The 17,200-nt window shown below is 43.0% G+C and carries 17 protein-coding genes; 4 read left to right on the top strand and 13 right to left on the bottom strand.

Annotation, left to right across the window (positions count from 1 at the left end):
• Positions 1 to 64: 64 nt before the first annotated feature.
• The 3 genes from Q0A12_RS08605 to Q0A12_RS08595 form a co-directional block, all read right to left on the bottom strand.
• Positions 65 to 931, bottom strand: a complete 867-nt coding sequence (locus Q0A12_RS08605) for a glucosaminidase domain-containing protein (RefSeq protein WP_291292244.1) — start codon at positions 929 to 931, stop codon at positions 65 to 67.
• Positions 932 to 1,238: 307 nt separating this feature from the next.
• A complete protein-coding gene (gene tkt, locus Q0A12_RS08600; protein WP_291292243.1) occupies positions 1,239 to 3,236 on the bottom strand; it encodes a transketolase in 1,998 nt (665 codons plus the stop codon).
• Positions 3,237 to 3,336: 100 nt separating this feature from the next.
• On the bottom strand, positions 3,337 to 3,576 hold the full coding sequence (locus tag Q0A12_RS08595) for a DUF896 family protein (RefSeq protein ID WP_291292242.1): 240 nt from the start codon (positions 3,574 to 3,576) through the stop codon (positions 3,337 to 3,339).
• A 128-nt stretch (positions 3,577 to 3,704) separates the two neighbouring features.
• Between Q0A12_RS08595 and lexA the strand changes: the two genes are divergently transcribed.
• Both lexA and Q0A12_RS08585 read left to right on the top strand, forming a co-directional pair.
• Positions 3,705 to 4,334, top strand: a complete 630-nt coding sequence (gene lexA / locus Q0A12_RS08590) for a transcriptional repressor LexA (protein WP_291292241.1) — start codon at positions 3,705 to 3,707, stop codon at positions 4,332 to 4,334.
• A gap of 120 nt (positions 4,335 to 4,454) precedes the next feature.
• Positions 4,455 to 4,667, top strand: coding sequence for a hypothetical protein (locus Q0A12_RS08585; RefSeq protein ID WP_291292240.1), 213 nt, complete (start codon positions 4,455 to 4,457; stop codon positions 4,665 to 4,667).
• Between the two features lie 182 nt (positions 4,668 to 4,849).
• On the opposite strand, the gene Q0A12_RS08580 is transcribed toward Q0A12_RS08585, so the two are convergent.
• The 7 genes from Q0A12_RS08580 to obgE form a co-directional block, all read right to left on the bottom strand.
• Positions 4,850 to 5,362, bottom strand: a complete 513-nt coding sequence (locus Q0A12_RS08580; RefSeq protein ID WP_291292239.1) for an adenine phosphoribosyltransferase — start codon at positions 5,360 to 5,362, stop codon at positions 4,850 to 4,852.
• 11 nt (positions 5,363 to 5,373) lie between these two features.
• On the bottom strand, positions 5,374 to 7,674 hold the full coding sequence (gene recJ / locus Q0A12_RS08575) for a single-stranded-DNA-specific exonuclease RecJ (RefSeq protein ID WP_291292238.1): 2,301 nt from the start codon (positions 7,672 to 7,674) through the stop codon (positions 5,374 to 5,376).
• Positions 7,675 to 7,919: 245 nt separating this feature from the next.
• A complete protein-coding gene (locus Q0A12_RS08570) occupies positions 7,920 to 8,345 on the bottom strand; it encodes a lipopolysaccharide assembly protein LapA domain-containing protein (protein WP_291292237.1) in 426 nt (141 codons plus the stop codon).
• A 12-nt stretch (positions 8,346 to 8,357) separates the two neighbouring features.
• On the bottom strand, positions 8,358 to 9,146 hold the full coding sequence (locus Q0A12_RS08565) for an SDR family oxidoreductase (RefSeq protein WP_291292236.1): 789 nt from the start codon (positions 9,144 to 9,146) through the stop codon (positions 8,358 to 8,360).
• Complete coding sequence (rnz, locus tag Q0A12_RS08560; RefSeq protein ID WP_291292235.1) at positions 9,130 to 10,086, bottom strand: ribonuclease Z; 957 nt, start codon at positions 10,084 to 10,086, stop codon at positions 9,130 to 9,132. The genes Q0A12_RS08565 and rnz overlap by 17 nt, the downstream gene beginning before the upstream one ends.
• Before the next feature lie 70 nt (positions 10,087 to 10,156).
• Positions 10,157 to 10,720 (bottom strand): DUF456 domain-containing protein, encoded by a 564-nt coding sequence (locus Q0A12_RS08555; RefSeq protein ID WP_291292234.1) that lies wholly within the window; start codon positions 10,718 to 10,720, stop codon positions 10,157 to 10,159.
• 186 nt (positions 10,721 to 10,906) lie between these two features.
• Entirely contained in the window at positions 10,907 to 12,220 is a 1,314-nt protein-coding gene (gene obgE, locus Q0A12_RS08550; protein ID WP_291292233.1) for a GTPase ObgE, read from the bottom strand.
• A gap of 251 nt (positions 12,221 to 12,471) precedes the next feature.
• On the opposite strand from obgE, the gene gap reads away from it, so the two are divergent.
• Entirely contained in the window at positions 12,472 to 13,482 is a 1,011-nt protein-coding gene (gene gap / locus Q0A12_RS08545; RefSeq protein WP_291292232.1) for a type I glyceraldehyde-3-phosphate dehydrogenase, read from the top strand.
• A gap of 48 nt (positions 13,483 to 13,530) precedes the next feature.
• Here the strand turns inward: gap and Q0A12_RS08540 are convergent, their stop codons facing one another.
• From Q0A12_RS08540 to Q0A12_RS08530, 3 genes are all read right to left on the bottom strand, one after another.
• Entirely contained in the window at positions 13,531 to 14,472 is a 942-nt protein-coding gene (locus Q0A12_RS08540; RefSeq protein WP_291292231.1) for an alpha/beta hydrolase, read from the bottom strand.
• Between the two features lie 50 nt (positions 14,473 to 14,522).
• Positions 14,523 to 14,870, bottom strand: coding sequence for a hypothetical protein (locus Q0A12_RS08535; RefSeq protein ID WP_291292230.1), 348 nt, complete (start codon positions 14,868 to 14,870; stop codon positions 14,523 to 14,525).
• A gap of 214 nt (positions 14,871 to 15,084) precedes the next feature.
• The gene (locus Q0A12_RS08530) at positions 15,085 to 16,182 is read right to left on the bottom strand and encodes a DUF871 domain-containing protein (RefSeq protein WP_291292229.1); all 1,098 of its coding nucleotides are present in this window, start codon (positions 16,180 to 16,182) and stop codon (positions 15,085 to 15,087) included.
• A gap of 185 nt (positions 16,183 to 16,367) precedes the next feature.
• On the opposite strand from Q0A12_RS08530, the gene Q0A12_RS08525 reads away from it, so the two are divergent.
• Entirely contained in the window at positions 16,368 to 17,105 is a 738-nt protein-coding gene (locus Q0A12_RS08525) for a peptidylprolyl isomerase (protein ID WP_291292228.1), read from the top strand.
• Positions 17,106 to 17,200: the final 95 nt, after the last annotated feature.

Here is a 17,200-nt window from a genome sequence, read left to right as displayed (position 1 = left end):
AAAAGCAAAAGTTTTGTGAAATTATTTATTGAAATTTAGTCGTTGTCAAACTAAATAGCTAAAATCAGACAATCAATTCTTGACCCACGACGATCAAATCACTGCTCAAGCCGTTGTCAGCCATAATTTGATCCACCGTTGTGCCAAAACGTGATGCAATGTCCCAAAGACTGTCCCCAGAAGCGACCACATAGCTTTGACCCGTACTTTGTGTTTGTGTCGTTTGTGTCGTTGTTGTTGTAGATTGTGTCGTCGTTACAGAAGTCGTTGTTGCAGCGGTGCTTGGCGTATCAAATCGTGTCAACTGATAGGTTTCGATCAGCCAATTCAATTTTTGGGCATACCCCGGATCCGTAGCATAACGACCTGTCAAATAGCTGGTGGCATCATAGAAAGAAGTTGTTTGGCTTTTCCAAACCCCACTATAATGCGGATTACCAGTAGTGAAGCTCGTGCTTCTCAAAACATTGGCGTGGTCTTGAAATGACTCCCAGTAAGAATTATATTGGCGAAACGGTTCGTTCATCACGACCCATTGGCCATTGATATACTCATTTGTTGGTAAATAAACAGATTGACCATTATAAGACCCTTTGACCCCAAACAGGTTGTAGTATGGCGCATTGGATAATGTGGATGAGCCGTAGCCGCTTTCCAAGATAGCTTGCGCGATCATTACTGAAGCATAAAGATCGTTGTTAGCAGCCACATCCTGAGCAGACCAACCGATTTGTTCGATAAAATTGGCAATCCCTTGACTGGACGCTTGATATTCACTTGCTTGGACCTGTTCCGGAAGTAACGCGACCACCGCTGGTGACAATGCCAATCCGGCACCAACCAATGAAATCATTGCTCGTTTACTTGGGCGAGGCATCACTGCTTTTTGTTGGCGGATATGTCTTTCACTGCGGGTTTGATAATTTTTCATTCTTTTCCTCCATAGTCCTGATTCCTATTAAACAATAAAGTCATTATACGGAAAAATCTTTTTCTATGCAACTTTAGCAACTTAATAGTTTTTTAAAAGTCTTTTCCCTTAAAAATCATTTTTGCGGCAAAAACGGAAAAGTCTTTAAAAAAACGGGAGGGTGTCAGTAGTTCTTGCCCAATCAAAAAATCCGCAGGACTCCCCTTGCGTTTCCGCAAGTGTCATTGGCACATCGTGCTTTTTGACTAGTGGTGAGAGCCTTCGGATTTTTGTTTGCTAACGTTAGTCGCTAACCTGTTTTATTGATTTAGTTAATTGATTGGAAAGTAGCCACAACATTTTCAACTGTAAAGCCAAATTCTTCCAATACTTTGTTTCCTGGTGCTGAGGCACCGAAATGATCAATCGCAATGACTTTGCCTTTGCAGCCTAAGTAACGATCCCAGCCAAATGGTGAAGCTGCTTCAATGGCTACGCGTTTTTTCACTGCTTTCGGTAAGACGCTTTCTTTGTATTCTTCCGATTGTGCGTCAAACAAGTCAAAGCTTGGCAAGGAGACGACAGAGACATCCACACCAGCTTCTGCTAGTTTGGCTTGCGCTTCTACCGCTAGATTCACTTCTGAACCAGTAGCGATCAAGATCCCTTCTGGTGTGTCCCCAGTTTGTTTAGAAACTACATATCCACCTTTAGCCACATTTTCTTCTACATGGCTTTGTGTACCAGCTAACACTGGTAAGTTTTGACGGCTTAATACTAAGACCGTTGGTTTATCCGTTGTTTGCAAAGCAATTTTCCAGGCAGCGCGGGTTTCATTGCCATCTGCTGGTCGAATCACTTGCACATTTGGCATACAACGAACGCTTGCCAATTGTTCAATTGGTTCATGAGTTGGTCCATCTTCACCGACAGCCACAGAATCATGAGTCAATACATAGATGACAGGTGCATGTTGTAAAGCAGATAAGCGTACAGCTGGACGTAAGTAATCCACAAAGACAAAGAATGTACCGCCATATACTCGCGTACCTCCATGTAATTGGATCCCGTTCATAGCTGCAGCCATCGCAAATTCCCGCACACCAAACCAAATGTTGCGGCCTTCATATTGCCCAGGCTCAAAATCTTTCTCTGCTGCCACCATTGTGTTGTTTGAACCAGATAGATCGGCAGATCCTCCCCATAGGCTTGGGATAGCTTTTGAAAGAGCTTGAATCATTTCTTTACTAGAAACACGGCTGGCTTGTGAGCTACCGACTTCATACGTTGGCAGTTCTGCATCCCAGTCGGCTGGTAGTTCACCAGCAACCGCTTGTTCAAACTGTGCAGCCAATTCTGGATAAGCCGCTTTATAAGCAGCAAATTTCTCGTGCCATTTTGCTTCGGCTTTTTGGCCTTCATCGATCATCGTTTCTTTAAAACGAGCAGCTACTTCTTCTGGTACGGTGAATTCAGGATATTCCCAGCCATAGATTGCTTTGGCTGCCGAGATTCCTTCAGCGCCTAATGGTGCCCCGTGAACAGCAGACGTTCCTTGATTCGGTGCGCCATAGCCAATCACTGTTTTGATTTCGATCAATGTTGGTTTCTCTGTTTCAGCTTTCGCTGCTTCAATGGCTTGCGAGATGGCTTCTAAGTCATTGCCATCTTTCACCAATATATGTTGCCAACCATAAGCTTCAAAACGTGCGCCAACATTTTCTGTAAAGGCTTTTGAGGTCGGACCATCTAATGAGATATCATTGGAATCGTATAAAACGATCAATTTGTCCAGCTTCATATGACCAGCCATTGAAGCTGCCTCTTGAGAAACACCTTCCATCAAGTCGCCGTCGCCACACAATGCATACGTATAGTGATCGATCACATTGTATTCGTCGCGATTGTAAGTAGCTGCTAAATGTTCTTCTGCCATCGCCATCCCTACAGCCATTGCGATCCCTTGTCCTAGTGGTCCAGTCGTTGCTTCCACGCCATCCGTATGGCCAACTTCAGGATGTCCTGGTGTTTTGCTGCCCCATTGGCGGAAATTTTTCAAATCCTCCGTCGTTACTTGATAGCCAGAAACATGCAGCAAGCTGTAAAGCAGTGCAGAACCATGTCCAGCAGACAAGACGAACCGGTCGCGGTCGATCCAGTTTCTAGAAGTTGTTGGGTTGACTTTCAAGTGCTTGGTCCACAAAGCGTACGCCATTGGCGCTGCCCCCATCGGTAGACCGGGATGTCCTGAATTTGCTTTTTGTACGGCTTCGATACTTAATGTACGAAGAGTGTTGACACCTAATTGATCGATTTTATCAAACAATGGTAATTCCTCCTAATTTAGGTTTTTTTTACCTTTATTACACCTCATATTATACGTGATTTTTCTGAGGATTTCAATAGGAATGAAAAGGAATTCATCTTTATCTGCCATGTAATCCTTTTTTCTTTTGGATTTCCTTTAATTTTTCCGGTGTGACATCTTGGCCTTCCAGATCAACGATTTTCATGCCTTCAATGTGGTGTCGCATTCCGCCACGAAAAGCGTGTAAATACTCTTCACGAAGCTTTTGCTGTTCGATGGTTTCATCAGCAGATAACCCTTGTTCTTTTTTCTTTTTGGCTAACTCATTGATACGTGCTAATTTTTCTTTAGATAACATTTCGACACCTCCCTTTTACTTACTTATCTTATACAAAACTAGACAAAAAAACAATAGCGACAAAAAGCGAACATTTGTTTGAATTGTCGTTTCTCCTATGGTACACTAGGGTTATCAAATGAAAGAAGGTGTCAGTTTTGGCAAAACGAACAGAAAATCGTCAAATCGAGATTCTTAAGTTTATTCATACACGAGTCACTGAAAAAGGCTATCCGCCGACTGTTCGCGAAATTGGCGAAGCCGTTCAGCTATCCTCTACTTCTACCGTCCACGGACATTTATCTAGACTTGAAAAAAAAGGCTTGATTTTACGCGACCCAACAAAACCAAGAGCGATTGAATTGACTTCCTCCGGATTAGAAAAAATCGATGTTCAGCCTAACTCAATCCCAATGCTAGGGGTGGTAACAGCTGGCGAACCAATCTTGGCAGTAGAAGATGCCTCTGATTTTTTCCCAATACCGCCGGATTTAGCGAATAGTACCGGCAGTTTATTCATGTTGACGATTCGCGGTGAAAGTATGATCAACGCCGGAATATTAGATGGTGACCAAGTCATTGTCCGCAAACAGCAAAGCGCTCAAAACGGCGACATCGTAATTGCAATGACCGATGAAGATGAAGCAACTTGTAAGAGATTCTTCAAAGAAAAAGATCACATCCGCTTGCAACCGGAGAATGATTACCTCGAACCGATCATCTTACCAGATGTGACGATTCTTGGATTAGTCGTTGGTCTCTACCGTCACTTATTATAATAATTTCCTTAAATCTTCGAATTTCCGAAGATTTTTTTATTTCCTCTTTACAAACCGAACAAACATTCGTATAATGATTTTACAAACATAAGTTCGCATTTTTTATAAGGAGTGAAAATAATGAAAGCAGTTCGTCGATTTGGTTTTATGTTGTGGGTGTTGTTGATCGGGATCATTATTGGTTATTTTGGCGTACTCAGTGCAGTTCTGATTTTTTGTCCTTTAATGATGCTGTGGTTCATGCTATGGGATGAAAAAAAATTCCGGCAAGCCGAACGTAAAAGAAACCAAAGTTATTACCACGACCATGATTTTTATCATTATGAACAATAGGTCGATGGTTTAGAATATTGCTCGAAGCCAGAGCAAGGCATAAAAAGGTTGGCAACTTCTTCAGAAACAAATCAAAATTTCTTGAAGTTGACCATGAGGCACTTCTTTCCTACTACTAAACAAATAGAGGATAAAATCAACCGTCGTTGATTTTATCCTCTATTTTTAGTCTGTTTATTCGATCAATATTCCATCAGTGTTTTGATTTCATAGCCTTTGATTTTGTCTCTGCCATGAAGGTCCATCAACTCGATCAGAAAAGCGCAGCCAACCACGACGCCGCCTAATTTTTCTACAAGCTCAATAGTCGCTTTGATCGTACCGCCAGTAGCAAGCAGGTCATCGCAGATCAATACCCGTTGACCAGGAGTGATGGCATCTTCATGTAGGGTTAAGATATCAACGCCATATTCCTTTTCATAGGTTGCTTCAATCGTTTTTCGTGGCAACTTTCCTTTTTTACGAACAGGAGCAAAACCTACTCCAAGTTGATAGGCTACTGGACAACCGACGATAAAGCCGCGCGCTTCCGGACCGACAACCATGTCGATGCCTTTTTCCTGAGCGTACTCCACGATTTGTTGTGTGGCATACCGATACGCTTCGCCATCAGCCATCAATGGAGAAATATCGCGAAAGACAATTCCTTCTTGCGGATAATCTGGAATGCTGGCAATATAGTCTTTTAAATTCATGTTTTTTCCTCCTAAGATATCAACCATTTACGAATCGTTGATAAATCACTCATTAATAAATCTTCTTCTGTTTTGATTTTTGCCAGTCGCTGCTGATACAGGACACTCTCTGTAAGCGGTGTATTCACTGGATCAGGGACTTTTTTCAAAACGCCATCTTTTATTGTAACAAATTTCAAGTCAAAAAACACTTGAATCATAAAAATTAATAATTTTTCCGGGATCTGCAAATACTTTGCGACCATCGGCAGTTTATAACGAATATCGATTCCATTCTGCTGGTTGATCAATTGAAACAAGCGGCCGTATTGTTCTCTCGTCCCAATCCCATCCAAATAAGCATCTTCTGTCGAGAGCAAAATCAAATAGACACGAGTAACCGTTATTTCTTGGATAATTTCCTTCAGCAACTCTTTCCTATCTGGACAGTCCAAAAAGGCCAATTGCGTATAATCACCTGCGTTAAAAGCGTCTCTTAGTTCGTCGAGGGTTTGAAAAACATGAATATGCGGACAAAATTGTTGCATCTCTGATGACAGTTTATCGGAAAAGGTAATGCCTAATGTCTGCGCATCGAGGGTCATTCCTTGGCGATTTTTCTTTGATCGCAAATCGTATAACTGCATGCCATTGACTTCAAAGTCTTCCAGCATTAGCTGCGGCTTCTTCTTGCCATTCCATTCATTGACAGATAATTGGCCAACGACCGCTAAGCCCTCGCTCTTGAACTCTACTAGCTGCGAGCCAAATCCAAAACCGATCACATCCAATTGACCATTTTCTTCATCGATGAGACTTACTTTCAAATGCTGATTCTCCGTACCGATTTGTCTACCGTTATCCGCAGAGATATTGCTGATCAAAAACTTAGGAATCGGATTATCCGTACCAAAAGGAGCTAAAATCTTCAGTGACTCGATAAAATCGATCGTAATTTCTGCTAGGGATAGTTCTTCATCGATTGGCAAAGGAATCCCGCTGGAAAGGTCGATCTGGTTATCGATCACGTATTGGTTCATTCGCTCTTGCAGCATCGAAAGGTGATCGATGGGTACACTAAGTCCTACCGCTGCATGGTGGCCACCAAAACTGGTAAACATTTCCCGCATACCTGAGAGCATCTCAAATAAGTTTAAAGCCGCAACGCTTCGCCCAGAACCTTTCGCGATCCCATTGCTTTTTTTCGTCAATACCAGAACTGGCTTGCCTGTCTGCTGCATCAATCGACCAGCTACGATTCCTAAAACACCTTCATGCCAATCCTCTCCCACGATCAAATGGACTTGATTAGCATCTGAAAGCAGCGTCTGAGCTTCTTTCAAAATCGTTTCCACGTACTGCTTACGCTTTTGATTGATCGTATCCAATTGTTTGGCTAAGGCCTGTGCCTCCTCAGGATCAAATGTCGACATCAATGTCACCCCAGGGGTGGCGTCCTCTAAGCGACCAATGGCATTTAACCGGGGTCCGATGGCAAAGCCAATGTCCGTCTCATTAATGGTGCGTTTTTTCAAGCCGCTGATCTCGATCAAAGCAGAAAGTCCTGCCCGTTCGGTCTGCTGAATCATTTTTAACCCATTCGTTACTAGCACCCGATTTTCGCTAGTCAAGGAGACCATGTCCGCAATCGTCCCAATTGCCACAAGATCCAATAGTTCTACCGGTACTTCTTCTAACAATGCCGTAGCAACCTTGAATGCGACCCCTACTCCAGCTAAATCAGGAAATGGATAATTTCCTAAAGGATGCCTTGGATGAATAATCGCATACGCCTCCGGCAATTCCGGCGGCAACTCATGGTGATCGGTAACGATGACATCCACTTGCGCGGACTTAGCATACGCCAATGCTTCATGACCGGAAACCCCATTATCGACAGTCAGGATCAACTGTACACCGGCGGCAATTTTTTCTTGATAGACAGAAAGATTGGGGCCATACCCATCCGTAAAGCGATTGGGCAAATAATATTCCACCTCTGCACCTAATAGTTCCAATGCTTCTTTTAAAACCGTTGTACTGGTGATACCATCTGCATCATAATCCCCATAAATCAGAATGCGCTCCCCATTCATAATCGCTGCTTGAATTCTCTCAACAGCCTTTTCCATATCGTACAATAAAAATGGATCATGGAGCTGCTGCAAATCCGGTTCTAAAAAGCGTTGCAAAGCTTCTTCTGTGCGGATATTACGCTGCCATAATAATTGACCTATCAGTGGCGATAGTCGTTTTGCTTGGATCATTTCCTTGAAATCAGCTGATAATTCATGTTTTTCTGGTCTCAGCCAATGAAAGTTTGCGCGCTTCACACAATCACTCCTAACCTGTTAATTATAGCAAATATTTCCTTGAAAAGAAAAGCGTTGCCGAAAAAAGCCGCTCTCAGCGGCGATATTTTTCGACGCAAAAGAAATACGACATCCTTCGACTACAGTCAACGAAGAATGCCGCAGGATTGCGCCTATGTTACCATTACCTAATAATAGAGCAAAATCAAGTCCTGTGCTATCTCTCACTGGCATCGACGTGCCAAAAGACCAAACTAAAAGCAGCACTAGTCCTGATTTGTAAACGAATCTTGACGATGCTCCGAATCAGCCATTTCATCTGGAAGGACTGTCGCAGCTTCTGCCTCAGCAATTTGTTGTTCACGTAAAGCGAGGTCCGCTTGCTTGTTGGCATACTCCCGTTCCAAAGCCTCCCGCTGTTCCCGCAATTTTTCATCATTGTTTTGCTGGAAGTCAGTCAATTCTTTCCTTAATCGTTTTAATTCTTTCTTTTGTTGCAGCATTGTACCGGTTGAGACCAATAAAATAATCAACGCCCCTAAAAACGCCGAACCAATGATGATCAAGATCAGAGGTGCTTTGATGCTAGTAAAGCCAAAATTGATCGGAACAGTCATATTGTTGGCGACTGCAAAAAGGACGATTACTAACACCAGCAAAATACCAAGGATAACCCGCCATTGATTTTTCATCACGAACAACTCCTATTTTTTATTGAATAGACTCCCGGCTAAATAGTCACCCACATTGGGAAATAGTGTGTAGAATTTTGCTGCTATCCCCATCACTTGTGGGCGATTGATTTCTCTTTTCGGACGGATCATCGCTTTAACGATGGTCTTTGCCAGTTTTGTCGGATCAAGGACAAAGGTGCCTAAAGAAGCTAAATAACTGCCACTTGGGTCCGCTTGATCAAAGAATGCCGTTTCGATGGGACCAGGATTGACGGTGGTCACATGAATCCCCAAAGGTTTCAACTCTAAACGCAGTGCATTGGAAAACCCTAATACCGCAAATTTTGTTGCTGAATAGACAGCGGTTTTAGGTGTAGCGATTTTCCCGGCCATCGATGCCACATTGATAATATGACCAGAGCCTTGGTCCACCATCTCCAATGCGATTTGTTGGGTCAAGACCATCATGCCTAACACATTGACTTCAAACATACTGCGGATCGTTTCTGTTGGCATCTGTGTAAATTCTTGAAAAACCCCGAAACCAGCATTATTGACGAGAATATCCACTATGCCAACCTTTTGGCGAATTGAAGCAACTAAATTTTCGACACTTTCAGGGTCTGCGATATCTAATTGAAAGGCATAAGCTGGCTTGCCGCTTAATGCCATACATTCTTCTTTGACTTTATTGATCAATTGACTCCTACGAGCACAGATCACGACGATTGCCCCGCGTTTTGCTGCTTCATAACAAATTTGTTCCCCTAATCCAGCAGAACCGCCAGTGACTACGACTACTTTATTTTCTAACAGCATCTTCTTCTCCTTTTCCTGCAAATGGCACATCTACGACATCAAAGTCCTTAACGATCACCGTCTCAGGAAAAACAGCTCGTGCTTCATTTGCTAGATTTGTAATATCTTTGCCTACGTAACGGGCACTAATGTGGGTCAAAAGCAATCGTTTCACATTGGCTTGCTTGGCCACTTCGGCTGCTTGCATCGTGGTTGAATGAAAATAGGCCCGGGCCATTTTCGCTTCATCTTTGTTAAAGGTACTTTCGTGGACGAGTACATCAGCATTTTCTGCTAACAGGATCGAATTCTTACACAGACGGGTATCGCCTAAAATTGTAACGATTCGGCCTTTTTTGGCTTCGCCAACATAGTCTTTGCCGTTGATTTGCCGCCCATCTTCCAATGTGACTGTTTCCCCTTTTTTCAGCCGCCCAAACACAGGTCCAGGCTTGATTCCTAATGCAGTCAGCGCATCTACCTGAAGTTCTCCTTGATGGCTCGCTTCTTCAATACGATACCCATAACTTTCGATCCCATGATCCAAACGACGGCAAGAAACAGTAAACTGTTTGTCTTTAAAGAGGATGCCTTCAGTTGTGATTTCATGAAAGACCAGGGGATAACTCAGTTTTGTTTGAGAGATCCGCAAGACGGTCCGCACAAATTCTTCAATGCCTTGAGGGCCATAAATCTCTAACGGTGATGCGCCCCCTTGGAATGAGCGGCTACTGATTAAACCCGGCAATCCATAAATATGATCCCCATGTAAATGAGTAATAAATATCTTTTCGATTTTTCGTGGGCGAATCGTTGAATGCAAAATCTGCATTTGGGTGCCTTCCCCACAGTCAAACAACCAAACCGCGTTGCGTTCATCAAGTAAACGCAGTGCAGTGCTTGTCACATTCCGATGCTTCGCTGGTACCCCCGCACCGGTCCCTAAAAATTCTAATTCCATATACTTCTATCCTTTCATCTTCCCCCAATTTTAGCGGAAACGAAGGCCAGATGCAATCGATTGTTTCTTTCTATTGTTCATCAGACTGGGAATGCGAATTTTGCCAATCTTTTTGGACTTGCGCTTTGGTTTTTTCTTCTACTTGTTTGGCTGTTGCGATTTCTGCCTCTACTTCATCATAATCAAAGCGAGTGATTTCTCCGCCTAATTGATTCATGATTAACTGATTTAGCGGACGATTGTCTTCTTCATCAGCAATCAACAATAAGCCGGTATCTCCAACGCCGATTTGAGTGCTGACATGCTCAAATAGTTGCTGCGCATTTTGAATCTCTTTGGCATCTCGTGTCGCACCAATCATACTACCGCCGAACCAACCTAACATAATTCCTAAGGGTCCTCCCAAGATTCCCACCAGCATACCGATCATTCCACCGGTAGATGCTTTGTTATTGCCGGTAAAATCCAGAAAGTCTTCAATCTTGAACTGATGGGCCCCGGATTCCGTGTGGGTGATCACTGCCATTTGTTCTCCTTTGATTTTTCGTTCCATGTGGATGCGTTTTACTTCAGAAAATGCTTGATATGCTTCTGAGTTTGCGTTGAAATTCATTACGATGACACGTTTTGCCATAATTATCGCTTCCTTCCTTTTCTTTTCATTTTACCAGTATCTCGCCAATTTGAAAAAGAAAACAAATAAAGAAACGGAGTTTTGTGACGACTCCGTTTCTTGCTATAGATCATTTTGTTTAGTCAATAGTTGCAGCTAATCGTAAAAAAACCTTGAATACTGCCTGTTCAAAAATTAAATAGGCGCCTATTCGACAAATTCAAACTCAAAATTACCGATCCGGACGATATCGCCATCCTTGGCTCCTCGTGCCCGCAGTGCTTCATCCACACCTAAGCCCCGTAATTGACGGGCAAAGCGCATGACTGTTTCATCATGATCAAAGTTTGTCATTTGGAAGAGCTTCTCAATCTTTTCACCACTCAAGATCCAAGTCGCATCTGGGTCACGATCGATGGTAAATTCCGGTTCATCCGAATGGAAGCCATAGTGAACAACATCTTCTTCGATTTCTTCGTCATACAATAAGAACTCAGGAGTGACTTCCAATAAGTCAGCCGTTGCACGAAGCAAGGCATCGATTCCTTTGCGAGTGACGCCGGAAATTGGAAAAATCGGCAACGGATCTGCGAATTCATCGGTTTGTTCTTTTGCCAATTGCTCTTTGAATTTCTTCAGATTTTCTTCCGCATCCGGCATATCCATTTTGTTGGCTACGATGATTTGCGGCCGTTCTAATAAGCGCAAGTTGTGGGTCCCTAATTCTTGATTGATCGCTTGATAATCTTCATAAGGATCGCGCCCTTCCATGCCACTCATATCGATCACATGCAAAATCACGCGGGTCCGTTCAATATGGCGTAAAAACTGAGTACCTAAACCGACACCTTGGGAAGCCCCCTCGATCAAACCTGGTAAATCGGCAACCGCGAAGCTGCGGCCGTCTGAAGTGGTGACCATTCCTAAATTAGGGACTAACGTTGTAAAGTGATAAGCGCCAATCTTCGGTCTTGCAGAAGAAATCACCGAAAGCAATGTGGATTTCCCTACAGATGGGAATCCAACTAAGCCGACATCGGCTAATACTTTCAACTCTAACTCGATTTTTCTTTCTTGCCCCGGCTCGCCATTTTCGGCAAGCTCCGGCGCAGGATTCTTCGGAGAAGCAAAACGAATATTGCCCCGACCGCCCCGGCCGCCTTTGGCAATTGTCAATGTCTGCCCTTGTTCCAACAGATCGCCAAGCAGAGCACCTGTGTCTGCATCTCGGACAGTAGTGCCTTGAGGAACTTTGATATAGGTATCTTCTGCGCCGCGGCCATGCATTCCTTTGCTCATTCCGTTCTCACCTGGTTGTGCTCTAAAATGACGGTTGAAACGAAAATCCATCAATGTGCGCAAGCCTTCGTCGACGACTAAAATCACATCGCCCCCCCGGCCGCCATCCCCACCGGCTGGTCCGCCATCGGGAACGTATTTTTCTCTTCTAAATGCAACCATTCCGTCGCCGCCTTTTCCGGCTTTGACATCAATCGTTACTTGATCTAAAAACATGGACATGTTGTGTGCCCTCCATTCTTTCTTCTTACCTTCTAATAAACCAATTTGAATACAAATCCTGCCATTTTACAGGGCAAAGTTCACCTTTAAGAAAGTCTATTTAATTGTAACGACCCCAGAGCCATTTGTCTATCTTTTCTGCCCTTTTTCCCAAAGAACAAGATAAAAATGAAGGGTTTTTCTTTGACAGAATTCTGGTTTCGTAGCAGAATTTTAACTGTAAGAGCAAAAAAAAGGAGGAACAATGGATTATGACAGTAAAAGTGGGAATAAATGGATTCGGACGTATCGGCCGTTTGGCCTTCCGCCGCATCAAAGAAGTATCAGATGATATCGAAGTCGTGGCGATCAATGATTTGACAAGCCCAGTCATGTTAGCACAGTTACTCCAGTTTGATTCGACACATGGAACCTATCCAGGTACAGTCACTGCCACAGACGATGCAATCGTGGTTGATGGTGAGGAAACAAAAGTCTATGCAGAACCTGATGCCAGCAAAATTCCTTGGGTTAAAGAAAATGGCGTGGATATCGTTTTAGAATGCACGGGTTTTTATACTTCTGAAGAAAAAGCACAAGCGCATTTGGATGCCGGTGTTAAACGAGTGGTTATCTCAGCTCCAGCGGGCAAAATGAAAACAATCGTTTACAATGTTAATAGTGATACCCTTACAGCAGATGATCGAATCATCTCCGCAGGCTCTTGTACAACCAACTGTTTGGCACCAATGGCCTATTTCCTAAATCAAGAATTCGGGATTGAAGTCGGTACGATGACGACCGTCCATGCTTATACTTCGACTCAAATGCTTCTAGATGGGCCAGTACGGGGAGGCAACTTGCGGGCTGCACGTTCCGCTGCAGACAACACGATTCCTCACTCCACAGGAGCAGCGAAAGCCATTGGCTTGGTTATTCCAGAACTAAATGGCAAACTTCAAGGACACGCCCAACGGGTACCTGTTGTTGATGGCTCTTTAACAGAATTGGTATCGATTCTGAAACAAAAAGTAACGGCAGAAGAAGTCAATGAAGCTATCAAGAAACACACCATCGACAATCCTTCCTTTGGTTATGACGACCGCGAAATCGTCTCGGGCGATGTAATCGGCACAACACAAGGATCGATCTTCGACCCAACACAAACAGAAGTAACGACTGCTGGAGATTTCCAATTAGTCAAAACAGTCGCATGGTACGATAATGAGTATGGCTTCACTTGCCAAATGATTCGTTTACTAGAAAAATTTGCTAACTTATAAGCTATTTCTCATAAAAAAAGCGAAGATCCTCGGATCTTCGCTTTTTTACTAGTTCAAGTGGTCATATTTTTCAAGAAAAGCGGCAATCTTTTCTTGGTAAAGTTTTGGATCTTTCGTATAGCTTTGGGCATGTTCTGCCCCCTTCACGACCCATTTTTCTTTTGGTGCGTCTGTAGCAGCGTAAACTTCAGCTAACATCGAATAAGGGACAAACGTATCTGCATCTCCATGGATAAAGAACATTGGTCGGGTATTCTTGTGCAGTTGTTTCACTGCATCGGCTTCTCCAAAGAAATAACCCGCTCTTAATTTAGTGACCAAGCTGGTCACATTGATCAAAGGAAATGCTGGCAAGCCAAATAATTGATCCAATTGATAGCTTAATTCTTCCGTTACCGAAGCATAGCCGCAATCTTCAATGATCGCTGTTACGTTGTCCGGTAACTTTTCACCGCTGGTCATCATTACGGTAGCTGCCCCCATGCTGACACCGTATAAGACGATTGATTCTTCTGGTCCGTTTTCTTTCAAAACTTGATTGATCCATTGGACATAGTCTTTCCGCTCTGGCCATCCAAAGCCAATGTAATCCCCTTGACTTTCTCCATGACCGCGGGCATCGGGAACCAATACGTTATATCCTAGATCATGGAACATCTTCGCATAAACTCCCATCGTCTCTGCGTTTCCCATATATCCGTGAGCCACGATCACTGTCTTATTCTGTTTTTTTTCCGCCGGCAAGTAAATTCCAGAGAGCTTGAGACCGTCCGTAGACTCTAGTTGCCACATTTGGCGATTTTCCGATGCGGTAAACCAATCCTCTGCCTCAGGATTTGCATTACTCCGATCCGTTCCAGAGGTATCCCCTTTTAAAAAATCTTTTTCAGATGGGACAACTGCGTAATTATAAAAATAATTTCCCGCATACCCCAATCCGGCAATCAAAAGCACCCCTACCAAAATGGCAATCTTCCAGCGTAGTTTCATGTTGTTCCTCCTCTAAAGTTTACATAATAAAATTATCGGTTATCAAATAATTATTTCAAGAAACGGGCTTGAATCTGTTCCTTGTTCAGCCGGTATTTAAAGTAAAGATGAAAACCGCCGGCCAGCATCAATGTGAACCCATAAACCCACATTTGATGCCAGAAGTAATAAGTATGAATAACCGCAAAGACTCCCAAAACAGCAAAAAAGCAACCATATAGGCGCCAGATAAAGCCATTTGTTCCTAATTTGGTAAAGTAGGACTCCCACTCTTCATTGGTCATGTGTTGTCGTTTCCTCTTCCCCTGAAAAATAGCGATCAGTAAGAAAATCGCCAAAAAGCCGGCCAGACGAATGGTAACGATAAATAACAGTAACGTTTCAATAATAAAAACCACCGCTTCGGTTGCTCCTTCCTAAAAAACATTCTAGTACAAAATACCCCTTTTAGTTTTGATTTGTCAATAGCCTCAAAATGAAAAGATAAAAATGCTTCCGGCGGAAGGTCAGAAAAGCCCCTGCATCCTCTTACCCGAATCAGTAGCCAATTAGAACCAGTTTCTCACAAAAAAAGACCGCTCAAAAAGAGCGGTCAGCAAAAAGGAAGTAGTCTTACTCGTCTTTGCTATCTTTTAATTTAAAGCTTGACCATGGTTTCAAGAAATCCAGCAGGAATAATTCATCTGCGGCAATTTTCCCAACGACATTGACACGGCCATCATTCTTCATCTCTTTCAAGGCAATTTGCGTTTCACCTTTGTATTGCCCATACCCAACGTTATCGATCAAGATATCGCCACGAGTCATGTCATGAGTGTCATGCGCTGGGAATGGTTTGTCTTTGTAGTAAATTCGCGTCATCGTTGAGCGTAAAATATATTCTGAACGATCCCCGCGATAGCTGTGAAGATTATCAAATAAACAGATGCGTTCATCTTCCGTGATTCCTTCAGCCACATCCACTTTCAGAGTCGGATAATCCGCATTGAAGGCTTCTGCCATCGCAGCCAATTCTTGTTCAGATGCATAGGCATTTCCTACAGAAATATCATCGATCAATCCTGTCAGTACCAAGTGCTTCACTTGGGTCGCGATTGGCAGATCACGATGGTCTTCCAACGAGCAAAGTCCATCTTGTGTTGGCCAAGGTCCAAATGTTGCTTCATGAGAATTGACAAAAGCCATTGTATTCAAATTGTAGCGACGGAATTTTTCTGAACAATACACAAAATGATCATAGCCCAGTCCAGAATACCGATGAGGATAAAAGTTGTGAGAACCTAATAGATTGTCTGTATTTGGTGAATAGCTCATGATGTTGTCTACATAGTTCGTGCCACTGCTCATATTGATCTCAATTTTGATACCATAAGGATTTCGTGTCATTTTTGCTTCTTCCGCACCGGTGAAACCAATATCCAAGCGGACGCCATAAGCCCCCATTTTATGGAAGAAGGAAAGATCATCATAGGAGATCTCTAATTGATCAAAAAGCCCTGGATTGATATCCACCATGACTTCCATTCCTAATTCATTGGCATAGTCAACAACCTGTTTGAAATCAGCCAATACCTTTTCTTTGTCATCTTCGATTTGGAGCAAGCTGGTAAACACACGCTTAAAGCCATATTTGTGCGCTAAATCAAGATACGCCTTGTCTTTCTCAAATGTTGATCGTTCTGGATAAACCGAAATACCTAATTTTCCCATCCGTCAAACCTCCTAAAAGTTCTATCCGTTTTTGTTCATGTATCCTCTTACATTATAGCAAACAACCTATAAATGGTCTACACCTTTCCTTCCCATTTTAGTAAATCCACAGCGATAACCGCTTTTCACTCCTAGTAAAGTTTGATATGATAAAAGCAGTCTAATAATGAAAGGATCTTACTCAAATGAAAAAAATGATACTAACATTGGTGGCAGCAAGTAGTCTTCTGCTTTTAGCTGCCTGCAATGATACAACCACTACCAGTTCCTCCGACAAAACGGCGACATCAGAGTCCGTTGACTTAAATTCACTGGAACTACCTCAGCTGTCCACTGAAGTCAAAGAAAATGAAGATCTTGTTGAACTGGAAACCACTGAAGGTGCCATCAAGATCAAATTATTCCCAGAAATTGCACCAAAAGCGGTGGAAAACTTTATGACTCATGCCAAAAATGGCTATTACGACGGCTTGACTTTCCATCGAATCGTCGAAGACTTTATGATTCAAGGGGGCGACCCGAATGGTGATGGAACTGGCGGCGAAAGCATCTGGGGTAAAGGATTTGGCGAGGAAATCTCCAAACAGCTTTACCATATTCGCGGGGCATTATCCATGGCAAAATCCAGCGCTCCTAACAGTCAAGGAAGTCAATTCTTCATTGTTCAAAACCATGATGATGTCTCTGATGGCCGGGCGATCCAATTTTATCCGCAAAAAATTATTGACGCCTACAAGGACGGGGGCACTCCCTCATTAGACGGGAATTATACAGTCTTTGGCCAAGTCATTGAAGGAATGGATGTCGTAGATAAGATCGCTAAAGCTGAAACCACAGGTGAAGCCAATAGCAGCGGTGAAGACTCCACACCGAAAGACCCCGTTAAGATCAAATCAATCAAGATTTTACAAGAAGCAAAATAAGCAAAAGGACCACTGTTTGAAAGTTAAAAATTTCAAACAGTGGTCCTTTGATTATTTCTGTTCGCCAACAATAAAGGTAAACTCACATTCTGCTG

This window comes from Enterococcus sp., assembly GCF_022711995.1.
Classification (GTDB): Bacteria; Bacillota; Bacilli; order Lactobacillales; family Enterococcaceae; genus Enterococcus_D.
The sequence above is the reverse complement of the archived record's forward strand: the minus strand, read 5'-3'. Positions and strand labels throughout refer to the sequence as shown.